Here is a 15,184-nt window from a genome sequence, read left to right on the forward strand (position 1 = left end):
GGATGCGTCTCAGGCGTTGATCTTGAGGGCAGCCGCGGTCCTCTGCAGGACCTCGTGCGCCGTCTCCGGTGCGTCGTTGAGCGTCCGACCGTACGTGGGGATGAGCTCCTTGAGGGTCGGCTCCCAGGCCGGCAGGCGGTCGGCGAAGCAGGTCTTCAGCAGACCCAGCATGATCGACGCGCCGGTGGAGGCGCCCGGCGAAGCACCCAGCAGTCCGGCGATGGAGCCGTCGGCGGAGCTGACGACCTCGGTGCCGAACTGCAGCACGCCGCCCTTCTTCGGGTCCTTCTTCATGACCTGCGCGCGCTGACCGGCCTGCAGGAGCTCCCAGTCCTCATCGCGAGCGCTGGGCATGAAGTCGCGGAGCGAGTCGACCTTCTTCGCGTGACCCTTGAGGAGCTCGCTGACGAGGTACTTGATGAGACCGGGGTTGTCGATCGCGACCTTGAGCATCGGGAGGATGTTGCCGGGGCGCACCTGGGCGATGATGTCGGTCATCCGACCGTTCTTGAGGAACTTCGGGCTGAAGGTCGCGAACGGGCCGAACAGCAGCGACGCCTCGCCGTCGACGACGCGGGTGTCGAGGTGCGGCACCGACATGGGCGGGGCACCCACCGATGCCTGCGAGTACACCTTCGCCTTGTGCTGCGCGACGAGCTCGGGTTTCGAGGTCTTCAGCCACTGGCCGCCGATCGGGAAGACCCCGTAGCCCGAGATCTCGGGGATGCCGGAGCGCTGCAGGAGCTTGATGGCCCAGCCGCCGGCGCCCACGAAGACGAACCGCGCCCGCACTTTGCCGGGAGTGCGCCCGACGGTGCGGCGGTAGGTGATTTCCCACGTGCCGTCCTTCTGACGCTTCAGGTCGCGCACCTCGCGGTTGGTCTCGACGTCGACGCCCTGCGCGGCGAGGTGCTCGAACAGCTGACGGGTGAGGGAACCGAAGTCGACGTCGGTGCCCGCCGGGACACGCGTGGCCGCGAAGGGCTCGCCCTTGCGGCGCTGCTGCATGAGCAGCGGGGCCCACTGGTTGATGACGCGGGAGTCCTCGGAGTACTCGATGCCGGCGAACAGCGGCTGCTCCTTGAGCACTTCGTAGCGCTTCTTGAGGAACGCGACATCCTTCTCGCCGCGGACGAAGGTCATGTGCGGGGTCGCGTTGATGAACGTCGACGGCTCGTCGAGCACGCCGCGCTCGACGAGGGCGCTCCACAGCTGCCGGGACTGCTGGAACTGCTCGTTGATCCCGATCGCCTTCGCCGGGTCGATCGTGCCGTCGGGTCCTTCGGGCGTGTAGTTCAGCTCGCAGAGGGCCGCGTGGCCCGTACCCGCGTTGTTCCACGCGTTGGAGGACTCCTGCGCGACCTCGGAGAGACGCTCGAACACGCCGATCTTCCAGTCCGGCTCGAGCTGCTGCAGCAGGGTGCCGAGCGTGGCGCTCATGATGCCGCCGCCGATCAGCAGGGCGTCGTACACCTCCGTCGGACTCACCGCGGCGGGGCTGCTCGCGGCGGCGTCCTCAACGGCGTGATCGTCTGCTCCGGGATTGTCAGTCACGGTCATCCAGTCTACGTTGCCCGACCACCGGCGATCTCCGTCGGGGCGCCCCCGGCGGTGCAGGAAACACGCTTCTTTCCCCAGGTGAAACACGGATGCCGGGTGCCGCCGCGCGGGGACGGGGGCACCCGGCATCCGTCCTCAGACGCGGGCGGCCAGGTTCGCGGCGACGAGCTCGGCGATCTGGACCGCGTTCAGAGCGGCCCCCTTGCGGAGGTTGTCGTTGCTGATGAACAGGACGAGGCCCTTACCCTCGGGCGCGGACTGGTCGGCCCGGATGCGGCCGACGAGGCTCGGGTCGGCGCCGGCGGCGGCGAGGGGAGTCGGCACGTCGGCGAGGGCGACCCCGGCGGCGTCGGCGAGGACGTCTCGCGCACGGGCGGGCGTGATGTCGCGCGCGAACTCGGCATGGATCGACAGCGAGTGGCCCGTGAAGACGGGGACGCGGACGCAGGTCCCGGCGACGCGGAGGTCGGGAAGCTCGAGGATCTTGCGGCTCTCGTTGCGGAGCTTCTTCTCCTCGTCGGTCTCGTCCTCGCCGTCGTCGACGAGGTTGCCGGCGAAGGGGATGACGTTGAACGCGATGGGGGCGACGTACTTCTGCGGCGCCGGGAACTCGACGGCGGCGCCGTCGTGGACGAGACCGATCGCGCCGCCCTGGCCGACCACCGACTCCACCTGGCCGAGCAGCTCCTCGGCCCCCGCCAGACCCGAGCCCGACACCGCCTGGTAGGTGCTGACGGTCAGGCGGACGAGCCCGGCTTCGACGTGCAGGGGCTTGAGCACGGGCATGGCGGCCATGGTCGTGCAGTTCGGGTTGGCGATGATGCCCTTGGGCAGATCCTCGATCGCGTGCGGGTTGACCTCGCTGACGACGAGCGGGACCTCGGGGTCCATCCGCCAGGCGCTCGAGTTATCGATGACGACGGCGCCCGCCTCGGCGAACCGCGGCGCGTGGGCGCGCGAGCCCGTCGCGCCGGCCGAGAACAGCGCGATCTGGATGCCGGCGGGGTCGGCCGTCGTGACGTCCTCGACGACGATCTCGCGGCCGTCGACCTCGATCGTCGAGCCGGCCGAGCGGGCCGTCGCGAACAGGCGGAGCTCACGGATCGGGAACGCGCGCTCGACGAGGATGTCGCGCATCACCGTCCCGACCTGGCCGGTGGCGCCGACGACGGCGACGGAGAATCCCGAATCGGAGAAGACGGTCATGGTGCGGTTCCTCGGGGGTGCGGCGCCGCGCGACGAGGCGTCGCGACAAGGCGCAGGAGAGCGGGTTCCGGCGATTCTACCGGCGCCGCGGGTGCCGTGATCCGCATGTGTCGCCCGGGCGTCACACCCAGGCGCGCAGCTTGCCGGGGTGGCGCATCATCCAGACGTCCGTGATCCGCTGGCCGTCGGTCGCGAACGTCACGACCGCGGCGACGGCGCCGCCCAGGCGTATGACGAAACCGAGGCCGTCGCCGGTGACCGCCGGCTCGTACACCGCCGCGGGCTGCTTCTGAGCCAGCCCGAGCAGGAACCGCGCGACGTGGTCGGCACCGCGCACCGGCCGCCTGGCCGCGGAGACGACCCCGCCGCCGTCCGAGACGAGGACGACGTCGGGCGCGAGCACGCGGACGAGGGCGTCGAGCCGCCCCGTCGCACTCGCGGCGGCGAACGCGGCCACGACCTCGTCGTGCCGGCTGCGCGGGACGGTGGCCCCCGGGCGGCGGCCGACGTGACGACGAGCGGATGCCGCCAGCTGTCGGCACGCGGCGGGCGAACGCCCCAGCACCTCGGCGATCTCCCCGAACGGCACCGCGAACACCTCGTGCAGCACGAACGCCACGCGCTCGGCCGGGGTGAGGGTCTCGAGGACGAGCAGGAGCGCCGTCGAGACGCTCTCCGCCCCGGCGGCGGCATCGGCGGGGTCGCCGCCGGCGGACTCGGCGGGGACCGGCTCGGGGAGCCACTCCCCCACGTAGATCTCATGGCGCGCCCGCGCCGAGCCGAGCACGTCGAGGCAGATCCGACCCGTCACCCGCATGAGCCAGCCCGCGGGGTTCGCGATCTCCGTCCGCTCGGTGTCGCTGAGGCGCACCCAGCGGACGTACGCCTCCTGCACGGCGTCCTCGGCCTCGGCGAGCGTCCCGAGCATGCGATGGGCCGCGGCGACGAGGATGCGGCGGTGCGCGTCGACCTCGCCGGCCGCGGCATCCGGTCGCGTCGCGGCATCCGTCATCGCGATCTCCATCCCCGGCCTCACATTCGCGGAGGCTGCGTCGTCACCACAGTGACACACCTTCGGAAGGGGAGAGATGAAGATCGCAGTGGCAGGCGGAACGGGCACCGTCGGACGACTCGTGGTGGAGCGGGTGCGCGCGGCGGGGCACGAGCCCGTCGTCCTCTCGCGGGCGGCGGGGGTCGATCTGCGCGACCGCGCGGCGACCGATCGCGCACTGGTGGGCGTCGACGCCCTGATCGACGCGGCCAGTGTCGGGACCACCCGCGCGGCGACGTCGACGGAGTTCTTCCGCGCCGCCTCCGGGACGCTCCTCGCGGCGGCCCGGGCGGCGGGTGTGCCGCACGCGGTGCTGCTGTCGATCGTCGGGATCGATCGCAACCCGAACGGTTACTACGCCGGCAAGGTCGTGCAGGAGGAGCTGTTCGAACGCGACACGGTGCCCTGGACGATCCTGCGGGCGACGCAGTTCCACGAGTTCGCCGGGCAGGTGGCGTCGCAGGCACGACTGGGGCCGCTACAGCTCGCTCCGCGCGCCCGCGTGCAGCCGGTCGCTGCCGTCGAGGTCGCGGCACGACTGGTCGCCCTCGCCGTCTCGGGACCGCAGGGACGTGCGGCGGACCTCGCGGGGCCCCGCGAGGAACGCCTCGAGCGCATGATCGGGGCGTGGGTGCGACGGGACGGCTCGCGGACCCCCGTCATCCCCGTCGGCATCCCGGGGGCGCAGATGCGCGGCATGCGCGCCGGGCTGAACCTGCCGGCCGCGGGGGCGACACTCGCCGGGCCGACCTTCGACGACTGGCTCGCCGCGCAGGGATGAAGCCCGGCGGGCTCGTCGTCAGCGGCCGGTGCCGGCGTGGACGACGGCCTCGGTGTCGCCGTCGAGACCGTACGCGGTGTGCACGACACGCGCCGCCTCGGCGAGGTCGTCACCGCGGACGACGACCGAGATGCGGATCTCGGAGGTCGAGATCATCTCGATGTTGACACCCGTCGTCGACAGCGCCTCGAATAGGGTCGCCGAGACGCCCGAGTGGGTGCGCATGCCGGCGCCGACGACCGACAGCTTGCCGATCTGGTCGTCGTGGACGAGCTTGTCGAAGCCGACCGAGCCCTGCTCGACCGACAGGGCGCGCAGAGCCGTCGACGCCTCTGCCTTGGGCAGGGTGAACGAGATGTCGGTGCGCCCGGTGGCGGCGGCCGACACGTTCTGGACGATCATGTCGACGTTCGCGCCGGACTTCGCGACGATCTTGAAGATCTCGGCGGCCTTGCCGGGGACGTCGGGCACGCCGACGACGGTGATCTTGGCCTGGCTGAGGTCGGTGGCGACACCGGTGACGATGGGCTCTTCCATCTCTTCTCCCTCTTCGTGGTCGGGGGCGGTCATCCCCGGACCGAGAACGTACGTGCCGACACCCGAGCTGAAGGTCGAGCGGGCGTGGATCATGACGCCGTGACGGCGGGCGAACTCGACGGCGCGGATGTAGAGCACCTTCGCGCCGTTGGCGGCGAGCTCGAGCATCTCCTCGGATTGGACCGTCGCGAGCTTGCGGGCCTTCGGCACGACGCGCGGGTCGGCGGTGAAGATGCCGTCGACGTCGCTGTAGATCTCGCAGACGTCGGCGTTCAGGGCGGCGGCCAGCGCGACGGCGGTGGTGTCGGAGCCGCCGCGGCCGAGCGTCGTGATGTCGCGGGTGTCGCGGCTGAACCCCTGGAAGCCGGCGACGATGACGATCGCGCCCTCGTCGAGCGCCTCACGGACCCGGACGGGGGTGACGTCGACGATGCGGGCGGCGCCGTGCGAGCTGTCGGTGATCATGCCGGCCTGGCTGCCCGTGAACGAGCGTGCCTCGAAGCCCATCGAGTTGATCGCCATCGCGAGCAGCGCCATCGAGATGCGCTCACCGCTGGAGAGCAGCATGTCGAGCTCGCGCGGAGCGGGCAGCGGTGAGACCTGCGAGGCGAGGTCGAGCAGCTCGTCGGTCGTGTCACCCATCGCGCTCACGGCGACGACGACGTCGTGACCGGCGCGGCGGGCGTCGACGATGCGCTTCGCGACGCGGCGGATGCTCTCGGCGTCGGCGACGGACGAACCGCCGTACTTCTGGACGATCAGGGCCATGGTCGGATACTCCCGGGTGGATGCCGGGCGCAGCCGGCGGGCGGAGACTCACGCCCGCCGTCCATCCTACGGAGCGGCCCGTACCGCGACAGCCATGTGACGCGGGCGGACCGCCGGGAGGGCTCATTTAGGCTGGATCCCATGGGACGACGCCAGCTCTTCACGTCGCTGCAGGCCCTCGTCCGCACTCCCGAGAGCTCGGCTCCGCACACCGAGATGCTGCCCGTCATCGACGACGCGTTCGCGGTCGGGGTGCTCGATCTGGCCATCCGTATCGGCGAGTCCATGCTCGCCTCGGGCGCCCCCGCGAGCGAGGTGACGCTCACGATCGTCCGGGTCGCCGGGGTGTACGGCCTCGACCCCGTGCACGTCGACGTCAGCTACAACTCGATCACCGTCGCGCATCACCGCAGCGGCGCCGACCGTCCGATCACGCTCATGCGCGTCGTGCGGAGCCAGGCCCCCGACCACGCCCGTTTGCAGCGGCTGCAGGCCCTCGTCGCGGCGATCCGGAACGGGATGCCGCTGGAGTCCGCGCGCGCCGAGTTCCGGATCGTGCGCCGCACCCCCTTCGCCTATCACCCGCCGGTCATCGTCGGGGCGCAGGCGCTGCTCGCCGTCGGCGTCGCCCTCATGTTCGGCGCGAACTGGCTGGTCATCCTGCTCTCCTTCATCGCGGCGGCGGGGGCGGCGATCACGCAGTTCCTCCTCGGCCGCGCGCACGTCCCGTTCTTCTTCAGCCAGGTCGCCGGCGCCTTCGTCCTGACCCTCATCGCCGCCGTCGCCCCGCGCCTCGAGGCGACGGGATGGATGGCGGCGCAGGACATCCGACCGTCGGTCATCGTCGCCTCCGGCATCGTGCTCATGCTCGCGGGGCTCACCGTCGTGGGCGCCGCGCAGGACGCGATCGACGGCTTCGCGCTCACGGCGACCGGCCGCATCCTCGAACTCACGACCCAGACCCTGGGTGTCGTCCTGGGCATCCTCGCGGGACTCGAGACGGCGCGCGTCGTCGGGGCGGGGATGGACGCCCCGAACGACCCGCTGCCGTTCGGGCCGATCCCCCTGCAGTTCGCGGGCGCCGCGCTTATCGCCGTCTCGGTCACGATTTACAACGGCGCCGGGCTCCGGGTCGTCGCGGTCAGCGTGGCCCTGAGCGTCGTCGCCTGGGCGGGCTACACCGCGGCATCCGCCCTCGGCTTCGAAACCGCGGCCGCCAGCGGCGTGGGCGCGTTCGTGGGAAGCCTCATCGGCATCCTCGCCGCCTACAAGCTGCACGTGCCGTCGGTGGCGATCACGACGGCGGCGATCCTGCCGATGGTGCCTGGCGCGGCCGTCTTCCGCGGCCTCCTCGGCGTCGTCGAGTCCGGGCAGAGCACCGTGACGCTGCTCATGGGCTTCACGACCCTCGCCTCGGCGGCGACCGTCGGGATCGCGCTGGCCGTCGGCGCGTCGCTCGGCATCTACGTCGGTCAGCCGCTGCGCGCGACGCTCGGCACCGTCATCCGCGCCCGCGCGCGCGAGCGGTCCTGAGCTCTCCCCTAGGCTCTTCGCATGAGCTCTGCGAGTGACGCGATCTGGAACCGGGCCGTCGATTTCGACGCCGCCGCGACGCTGGCGGGCGACCTCGCCGCCCGACGGGTCCTCACCTTCCACGGAATGGTCCAGAACGGCGGATTCTGGTACGCGATCGAGGTGCACTCAACCGATGACGAGTTCCCCCTGAACGCGATCGCCGACGGCTACCGCACCCTCGGACTCGAAGCGACCGCCGAGGCCGTGGACCGAGCAGCGTCCGAGTACGACGAGACGGCGGGGGTCGGCGACGAAGAGGCGTGGGGCGAGGCCGAGGAGCGTGTGAACGGCGAGTACCGCCTCGAGGACGAGGACATCCTCGCGGCCATCGAGCGCACGCTCGCCCAGGAGCCGGAGCTGTTCGCCCCGACCGACTGACTAGACCGCGCGACGGCCTTCGAAGGCACGCCCGAGGGTGACCTCGTCGGCGTACTCGAGGTCTCCGCCGACCGGGAGTCCCGACGCGAGCCGGGTCACCCGGATCTCGAGGGTGTGGAGCAGGCGGCTCAGGTAGGTCGCGGTCGCCTCGCCCTCGAGGTTCGGGTTGGTCGCGAGGATCACCTCGGTGACGGTGCCGTCGGCGAGGCGCTGCATGAGCTGCGCGATGCGGAGGTCGTCGGGACCGATACCCGCCATGGGGCTGATCGAGCCGCCGAGCACGTGGTACAGCCCCCGGAACTCGCGGGTGCGCTCGATCGCCGAGACGTCCTTCGCGTCTTCGACGACGCAGATGAAGGTGCGGTCGCGTCGGGGGTCGCGGCAGATGGAGCACTGCGTCTGCTCCGACACGTTGCCGCAGATCTCGCAGAACCGCACCCGCTCACGCAGCTCGGACAGCAGCTGCGCGAGCCGGGAGACGTCGAAGGACGGCGTCTGCAGGATGTGGAAGGCGATGCGCTGCGCCGACTTCGGGCCGATGCCAGGAAGGCGCCCGAACTCGTCGATCAGGTCTTGGACGATGCCGTCGTACATGGGTCAGTTGAACCTCGTCGGCGGCGTGTACGGCTCCTCGCGGATGAACCGGGCGCCGAGCAGTTGGCGGACCGCCGCCTCGCCGACCCGCTCGATGCCGCCCGGACGCGGCGCGCGCGGCGGCTCGGCGGCGAGCCGCGTGGGCGGCGGGGTGTGGACCGGGACGGGCGCGTCGGCATCCACCGGCGGCGGCACGTCGTCCTCGTCGTCGTCGGGTGCCTCGGCGGGCAGAACATCGCCCTCCCGCGGCGCGGTGAGCGTGCGGACCGGCGCGGGGGCCGCATCCTCGGGCTCCTCGTCGACGGCGAACTGCGCGGCGGGCGCACCGTCGTCGGAGGGGATGGGAGCGACCGCCCACTCGGTGACGGGCGCGGCGGCTGCGGGGGCGGTCCGCGGGGCGGCGGACGGCGGACGGGATGCCGCGGGTGCAGCGGCGCCGCCGGGGCCGGACGAGGGCGTCGCGGCCGGCGGGGCCGTCGGGGCGGGCGGGACGTCGGGTCCGACGCCGCCGGGCGGCGGCGGGGTCGGGTCGGTGTCGTGCCGCGTGAGGTACTTCACCCGCACGCCGAGCACCGACAGGATCGCGGTGCGCAGATCCTCGCTCGGACCCTTGCCCGCGCTCAGCTTCTTGAACGACTGCACGTCGGCGTGGCTCTGGAACGACAGCGTGAGGATGTCACCCTCCGCATATGCCACCGGCCGGGACGCGCTCGCGATCATCCACGACGTGCGGCTGAGGTCTTCGAGCCGGCGGAGGATCTCGGGCCACGAGTCGCGGATCTGCGCGAACGTCACCGGCCCGGTCGGGACGGGCGGCTCGGGCAGGGCCGCCGGGGCCGGCTCGGGCGCCGACGGGGCGGGCGCCGCGGCGGCCCCTGCGCCGGGAGCGGCGGGAGCGGATACCGGGGGCGTCGCGCGGGGTTCCACCGCGGCGGGCGCCGGCGCCGCAGGTACCGGCGCCGCAGCGACCGGCGCGGAGGCGACCGGCGCGGAGGCGACCGGCGCGGGCGCCGAGGGCGCGGCCGCGGCGGGCGCACCGGCATCCGTCGCGGCGAGGACACGGGCCACGAGAAGCTCGAGCTGCAGGCGGGGCGAGGTCGTGCCGGTCATGTCGTCGAGCGCGGTGACGACGAGGTCGGCGATCCGCGAGAGCCGGTCGGTGCCGAACGCAGCAGCCTGGCGCCCCATGCGCTCGAGCTCGTCGGCCGGCACACCGCGCAGCACGGCGCGGGCGCCCTCGCCGGTCGCCGCCACGATGATGAGGTCGCGCAGGCGCTCAAGCAGGTCGTCGACGAAACGTCGCGGGTCCTGACCGGTCTGAACGACGCGGTCGACGGCGCCGAAGGCCGCGGCGGCATCGTGCGACGAGAACGCGTCGACGACCTCGTCAAGCAGTTCGGCGTGCGTGTAGCCGAGCAGGGCGACCGCGCGCTCGTAGCCCACGGCGCCGTCCTCGGAGCCGGCGATGAGCTGGTCGAGGAGCGAGAGGGTGTCGCGCGGCGATCCACCGCCGGCGCGGACGACGAGGGGCAGGACACCGGGCTCGACCGTCACGCCCTCGCTGGCGCAGAGCTGCTCGACGTACTCGAGCATGGCGGCGGGGGCGACGAGGCGGAACGGGTAGTGGTGGGTGCGCGAGCGGATCGTGCCGATGACCTTCTCGGGCTCGGTCGTCGCGAAGATGAACTTCACGTGCGCGGGGGGCTCCTCGACGAGCTTCAGGAGCGCGTTGAAGCCCTGCGCCGTGACCATGTGCGCCTCGTCGAGGATGAAGATCTTGAAGCGGTCGCGCGCGGGGGCGAAGACGGCGCGTTCGCGCAGGTCGCGCGCATCGTCGACACCGTTGTGCGAGGCGGCGTCGATCTCGACGACGTCGAGCGAACCGCCGCCGCCGCGGCTGAGCTCCTTGCAGGAGTCGCACTCGCCGCACGGGATGTCGGTCGGGCCCTGCGCGCAGTTGAGGCAGCGCGCGAGGATGCGGGCCGAGGTGGTCTTGCCGCAGCCGCGGGGACCGGAGAAGAGGTAGGCGTGGCCGACCCGGTCGCTGCGCAGCGCCGTCATGAGCGGCTCGGTCACCTGGCTCTGCCCGATCATCTCGCCGAAGGACTCCGGGCGATAGCGGCGGTACAGAGCGGTGGTCACCACAACAGACTACGGCGTGGCGCCGACATCCGATCCGGCGCCGAGGCTCCGGGCACCGGGAACAGCCGGGGTCGGTCTCACGTTGCAGCCGTCATGTCCCCCGAGCCCGTCGACGTCGCCGTGATCGGCGCGGGGCAGGCCGGGCTCAGCGCCGCCTACCATCTGCGTCACCGCGGTTTCGTCCCACTCGGGGACGCCCAGGCGGAGGCGCCCACGTTCGTCGTCGTGGACGCCGAGACGCATGCCGGGGGCGCGTGGCAGCACCGGTGGCCGTCGCTGCGGATGGGCACGGTCAACGGCATCCACGAGCTCCCCGGCTACGCCGTGCCGCCGGCGGATCCGCGGGCGGCCAGCCGGGAGGTCCTGCCGGAGTACTTCACTGCCTACGAGGCGCGGTTCGAGCTCGCGGTCCGTCGCCCCGTGCAGGTGCGCGCCGTCCGACGGGCCGACGACGACCCGCGCGGCCGGCTGATCGTCGAGGCGGACACCAGCGACGGCGCCCACGCCTGGGCGGCGCGGTACGTCATCAACGCCACGGGCACGTGGCGGAAGCCCTTCTGGCCGACCTACCCCGGGCAGGCGACGTTCACCGGCCGGCAGCTGCACGTGCACGACTACCGCTCGGCCGAGGAGTTCCGCGGTCGACGCGTCGTCATCGTGGGCGCCGGGGTCTCGGCGATCCAGTTGCTCGACGAGATCTCCGCCGTCACGGACACGTTCTGGGTCTCGCGCACCGAACCGCAGTGGGACGCGACCGCCTTCGACACCGCCGCGCGCATCCAGGCCATCGCCGGAGTCGAGGAGCGCGTGCGGCAGGGGCTGCCGCCGGGAAGCGTCGTCTCGGTCACCGGCGCGCACTGGTCGCCGTGGGCGCAGGCGGCGAAGGACCGGGGCGCCCTGGTGTGGCATCCGATGTTCCGCGCGATCGAGCCGGATGGGGTGCGGATGCCGGACGGCACCCTCGAGCGCGCGGACGTCATCCTGTGGGCGACCGGCTTCCGCGCCGACATCGCCCACCTCGCGCCGCTGGGCCTGCGCACCCCCGCCGGCGGCGTGAGGGTGCGCGACACCCGCGCGATCGACGAGCCGCGGCTGTTCCTCATCGGCTACGGCCCGTCGCAGTCGACGATCGGCGCGAACCGCGCCGGTCGCGACGCCGTCCGCGCGATCGTTCGCGAGCGCGCCACCGCGACGGTCTGAACTCAGACCGTCGCGGTCACATCACCCGCGTCGATCGCCGGGAACTGCTGCGTCCGGATGTCGGGCTCGAACGCCTGCTGCGCCGCGGCATCCGCCTGGTCCTCGTCCGCCGTCACGATCGGGATCGTGCCGGTGTGCACCGGGACCGAGGTCGCGGCCGTCGCGTCGGGGACGGATGCCGACAGCAGCGTGCCGTCCTCGCGCAGTTGCTCGCCGATCTGGCGGAGGGTGGGGCGTCCCGGGATCACCGGGCCCTGGCCGTCGAGGTGCACGGTCACCGTCTCGCCGCCGGCGACCGTGTACCCGGCGCCGCGGACCGTGAACGACACGGCGTCGCCGTCGTCAGCGGTGACCGTCATCTCGTCGCGGCGGACCGTGATCCGCAGGCGCGTGCCGTGCCAGTGGAGCGTGTACGACAGCGACGGCCAGTCGGCGGGCAGGCGCGGGTCGAAGCTGAGCGCCCCGCGGTGATCGCGCATGCCGCCGAACCCGGCGACGAGCGCCGTCCAGACGCCGCCGGCGGAGGCGACGTGGACGCCGTCGGACGCGTTGCTGTGCAGGTCGCCGAGGTCGACGAACGCCGACTCGCGGAAGTACTCCAGCGCGAGGTCCTGGTACCCGACCTCGGCGGCGAGGATCGCCTGCACGACCGCCGAGAGCGTGGAGTCGCCCGTCGTCAGCGCGTCGTAGTACTCGAAGTCGGCGAGCTTCTCGGCCGGGGTGAACTGGTTGCCCTGCAGGAACAGGGCGAGCACGACGTCGGCCTGCTTGAGGACCTGGTACCGGTAGATCACCAGCGGGTGGAAGTGCAGCAGGAGCGGGCGCTGCTCGGCGGGGGTGTTCTCGAGGTCCCACACCTCGCGCTCGAGGAAGACGGCGTCCTGGGGGTGGATGCCGAGGGCCTCGCTGTACGGGATGTGCATCGCCTCGCCGGCGCTCTGCCACGCGACCGGCTCGGCCTCGTCGAGATCGAGACGGTCGACCATCGCGCGGTAGGCCTCGGGCTGGTCGACGGCCATCTCGCGCACGACGCGCGCGGCGTAGCGCAGGTTGTACCGCGCCATGACGTTCGTGAACAGGTTGTCGTTGACGACCGTCGTGTACTCGTCGGGACCGGTCACCCCGTGGATGTGGAAGCTCTCGGGCTCGCCCGTCTCGGTGAACCGCCAGAACCCGAGGGTCGCCCACAGCCGCGCCGTCTCGACGAGGATGTCGACGCCCTCGCGGTGCAGGAAGTCGGTGTCCCCCGTCGCGCGGACGTACTTGCCGAGCGCGAAGGCGACGTCGGCGTTGATGTGGTACTGCGCGGTGCCGGCGGCGTAGTAGGCCGAGGCCTCCTCGCCGTTGATCGTGCGCCACGGGAACAGGGCGCCCGCCTCGTTCAACTGCCCCGCGCGCTTCCGGGCCGCGGGGAGCATGAGGTACCGCATCCGCAGCGCGTTCCGCGCCCAGAGCGGCGTCGTGTACGCGAGGAACGGCAGGACGTAGACCTCGGTGTCCCAGAAGTAGTGGCCGCTGTAGCCCGAGCCGGTCAGACCCTTCGCGGGCACGCCGAGCGAGTCGGCGCGCGCGGCCGCCTGGGCGAGCTGGTACAGGCACCACCGGGTCGCCTGCTGCAGGTCGTCGTGCCCCTCGATGAGCACGTCCGACCGCTCCCAGAACGCCTGCACCCAGGCCTCCTGCCGCTCGAACAGCCGCTCGATGCCCTCGTGCTCGACCCGGTCGAGCGTGCGGCGGGCGCGCTCGACGAGCTCGCGCGCGGGGACGCCGCGGGAGGTGTGATACGCGACGGCCTTCGTGATCGTCACCGGCACACCCTGCTTCGCCTGCACCCGGAAGACGTTCTTGGCGACGTCGGGCTCGACGAGCGAGCGCGACGAGTACTCGTTCTCGGTCTCGACGAGGTGGTCGGCGACGACGGCGACCGTCATGCCGGAGTCGGTGACCTTGTACGACAGCGCGGCGCGATTGCCGTCCTGCCAGTGGTCCTCGGGCTGCAGCACCCGGTTCGCGAAACCGTCGGCCTTGCGGGGGTCGAACCCGGCCTCTGCCTGCTTGCCGAGCCCCGGACCGCCGTACACGTCCTGGCCGTCCTGCCGGTTGATCATCTGGCAGTTGACCGTGACCGGGGCATCCGCGTTCAGCACCGTGACCGAGACGCGCATGACGGCGACGTGGCGCTCCTCGAAGGAGACCATGCGCTCGTAGTCGATGACGACGTCCTTGCCGCTCGGGGTCATCCACCGGATGTGGCGGGTCAGTACTCCCCGGCGCATGTCGAGGGCGCGCTCGTATTCGCGCAGGTCCGCGATGTCGAGCGAGAGCGGCTCGTCGTCGACGTAGACGCGCATGACCTTGCTGTCGGGCGCGTTGATGATCGTCTGCCCGACCTCGGCGAAGCCGAAGGCGCGCTCGGCGTGCCGGATCGGGAACACCTCGTGGAAGCCGTTCAGGAACGTGCCGTGCTCGTGCGCGTGGCTCCCCTCGGGGTGGTTGCCCCGCAGGCCCAGGTAGCCGTTGCCCTCGGCGAACAGCGTCTCGGTGACGCCGACGTCGTCGATCGAGAACGAGGTCTCGACGAGACGCCACGGGTCCACGGGGAAACGATGACGATCGATCATGCGGGGGTCCTTCTTCGGGTGTCAGGACGACAGGGGATGCCGCGGGTCAGGCGAAGACGGCGAGGTCGTCCACGACGACGTGCGCCCCGGCGTCACGCAGCGCCTGGGCTCCAGCGCCGCGGTCCACACCCACCACGAGACCGTACCCGGCGGAGGCGGCCGATCGCACGCCCGAATGCGCGTCCTCGACGGCGGCGCTGCGCGCGGGGTCCACCCCGAGCAGCTCGGCGGCGCGCGCGAAGACATCGGGCGCGGGCTTGGAGGCGAGGTGCTCGGACTCGGCCACGACGCCGTCCATGATGACCGGGAAGCGGTCGATGATGCCGGCGACCGTGAGGACCTCGCGGGCGTTCTTCGAGCTCGAGACCACGGCGATGGGGACGCCGGCGGCCTGCAGCTTCTCGACGAGGGCGAGCGAGCCCGGGTACGGCGCGATGCCGTCGGCGCGCAGCACGCGCTCGAAGACGACGTTCTTGCGGTTGCCGATCCCGCAGATCGTGTCGACCGACGGGTCGTCGGACGGGTCGCCCCACGGCACCTCGACGTCGCGCGAGCGCAGCAGGCTCGCGACGCCGTCGTACCGCTTCTTGCCGTCGAGGTGCTCGAAGTAGTCGCTCTCGCGGTAGGCGGGCTCGACGCCCCACGAGGCGAACAGCTCCGTGAACATGCTCTGCCAGGCGTGCATGTGGACCTCGGCCGTGGGGGTCAGCACACCGTCGAGGTCGAAGAGGACCCCGTCGAAACGGGTGAGGTCGGGAAGCTCAGCCATCG

The 15,184-nt window shown here is 72.0% G+C and carries 12 protein-coding genes; 4 read left to right on the plus strand and 8 right to left on the minus strand.

All coding sequences use genetic code 11. The annotated features are described in order from the left end of the window. Window positions 1–9 precede the first annotated feature (9 nt). The 3 genes from ACPEH2_RS12115 to sigJ form a co-directional block, all read right to left on the minus strand. A complete protein-coding gene (locus tag ACPEH2_RS12115) occupies window positions 10–1,560 on the minus strand; it encodes a malate:quinone oxidoreductase (protein ID WP_359919445.1) in 1,551 nt (516 codons plus the stop codon). A 135-nt stretch (window positions 1,561–1,695) separates the two neighbouring features. Then, on the minus strand, window positions 1,696–2,766 hold the full coding sequence (locus tag ACPEH2_RS12120) for an aspartate-semialdehyde dehydrogenase (RefSeq protein ID WP_359919447.1): 1,071 nt from the start codon (window positions 2,764–2,766) through the stop codon (window positions 1,696–1,698). A 121-nt stretch (window positions 2,767–2,887) separates the two neighbouring features. After that, the gene (sigJ, locus tag ACPEH2_RS12125; protein WP_359919449.1) at window positions 2,888–3,790 is read right to left on the minus strand and encodes an RNA polymerase sigma factor SigJ; all 903 of its coding nucleotides are present in this window, start codon (window positions 3,788–3,790) and stop codon (window positions 2,888–2,890) included. A gap of 64 nt (window positions 3,791–3,854) precedes the next feature. Between sigJ and ACPEH2_RS12130 the strand changes: the two genes are divergently transcribed. Beyond that, the gene (locus ACPEH2_RS12130) at window positions 3,855–4,598 is read left to right on the plus strand and encodes an SDR family oxidoreductase (RefSeq protein WP_359919450.1); all 744 of its coding nucleotides are present in this window, start codon (window positions 3,855–3,857) and stop codon (window positions 4,596–4,598) included. Between the two features lie 18 nt (window positions 4,599–4,616). On the opposite strand, the gene ACPEH2_RS12135 is transcribed toward ACPEH2_RS12130, so the two are convergent. After that, on the minus strand, window positions 4,617–5,903 hold the full coding sequence (locus tag ACPEH2_RS12135) for an aspartate kinase (RefSeq protein WP_064003044.1): 1,287 nt from the start codon (window positions 5,901–5,903) through the stop codon (window positions 4,617–4,619). A gap of 141 nt (window positions 5,904–6,044) precedes the next feature. Between ACPEH2_RS12135 and ACPEH2_RS12140 the strand changes: the two genes are divergently transcribed. Together ACPEH2_RS12140 and ACPEH2_RS12145 are read left to right on the plus strand one after the other, a co-directional pair. Then, window positions 6,045–7,436, plus strand: a complete 1,392-nt coding sequence (locus ACPEH2_RS12140) for a threonine/serine ThrE exporter family protein (protein ID WP_253035893.1) — start codon at window positions 6,045–6,047, stop codon at window positions 7,434–7,436. A 21-nt stretch (window positions 7,437–7,457) separates the two neighbouring features. After that, complete coding sequence (locus ACPEH2_RS12145) at window positions 7,458–7,856, plus strand: DMP19 family protein (protein WP_217530878.1); 399 nt, start codon at window positions 7,458–7,460, stop codon at window positions 7,854–7,856. Here ACPEH2_RS12145 and recR read toward each other — a convergent pair whose 3' ends face one another. After that, window positions 7,857–8,450, minus strand: coding sequence for a recombination mediator RecR (gene recR, locus ACPEH2_RS12150; RefSeq protein ID WP_064003041.1), 594 nt, complete (start codon window positions 8,448–8,450; stop codon window positions 7,857–7,859). A gap of 3 nt (window positions 8,451–8,453) precedes the next feature. Beyond that, window positions 8,454–10,592 (minus strand): DNA polymerase III subunit gamma and tau, encoded by a 2,139-nt coding sequence (locus ACPEH2_RS12155; protein ID WP_359919453.1) that lies wholly within the window; start codon window positions 10,590–10,592, stop codon window positions 8,454–8,456. Between the two features lie 93 nt (window positions 10,593–10,685). Here ACPEH2_RS12155 and ACPEH2_RS12160 point away from each other — a divergent pair, with 93 nt between their 5' ends. After that, window positions 10,686–11,792 (plus strand): FAD-dependent oxidoreductase, encoded by a 1,107-nt coding sequence (locus ACPEH2_RS12160; RefSeq protein ID WP_423718815.1) that lies wholly within the window; start codon window positions 10,686–10,688, stop codon window positions 11,790–11,792. A gap of 2 nt (window positions 11,793–11,794) precedes the next feature. On the opposite strand, the gene ACPEH2_RS12165 is transcribed toward ACPEH2_RS12160, so the two are convergent. Both ACPEH2_RS12165 and ACPEH2_RS12170 read right to left on the minus strand, forming a co-directional pair. Next, complete coding sequence (locus tag ACPEH2_RS12165; protein WP_423718816.1) at window positions 11,795–14,413, minus strand: glycoside hydrolase family 65 protein; 2,619 nt, start codon at window positions 14,411–14,413, stop codon at window positions 11,795–11,797. Between the two features lie 46 nt (window positions 14,414–14,459). Then, window positions 14,460–15,182 carry an HAD family hydrolase gene (locus tag ACPEH2_RS12170; protein WP_217531024.1) on the minus strand — a complete coding sequence of 241 codons (723 nt, stop codon included), beginning with the start codon at window positions 15,180–15,182 and terminating at the stop codon, window positions 14,460–14,462. Window positions 15,183–15,184 lie beyond the last annotated feature (2 nt).

Origin of the sequence: Microbacterium sp. NPDC064942 (assembly GCF_049545525.1) — a bacterium.
Classification (GTDB): Bacteria; Actinomycetota; Actinomycetes; order Actinomycetales; family Microbacteriaceae; genus Microbacterium; species Microbacterium gawkjiense.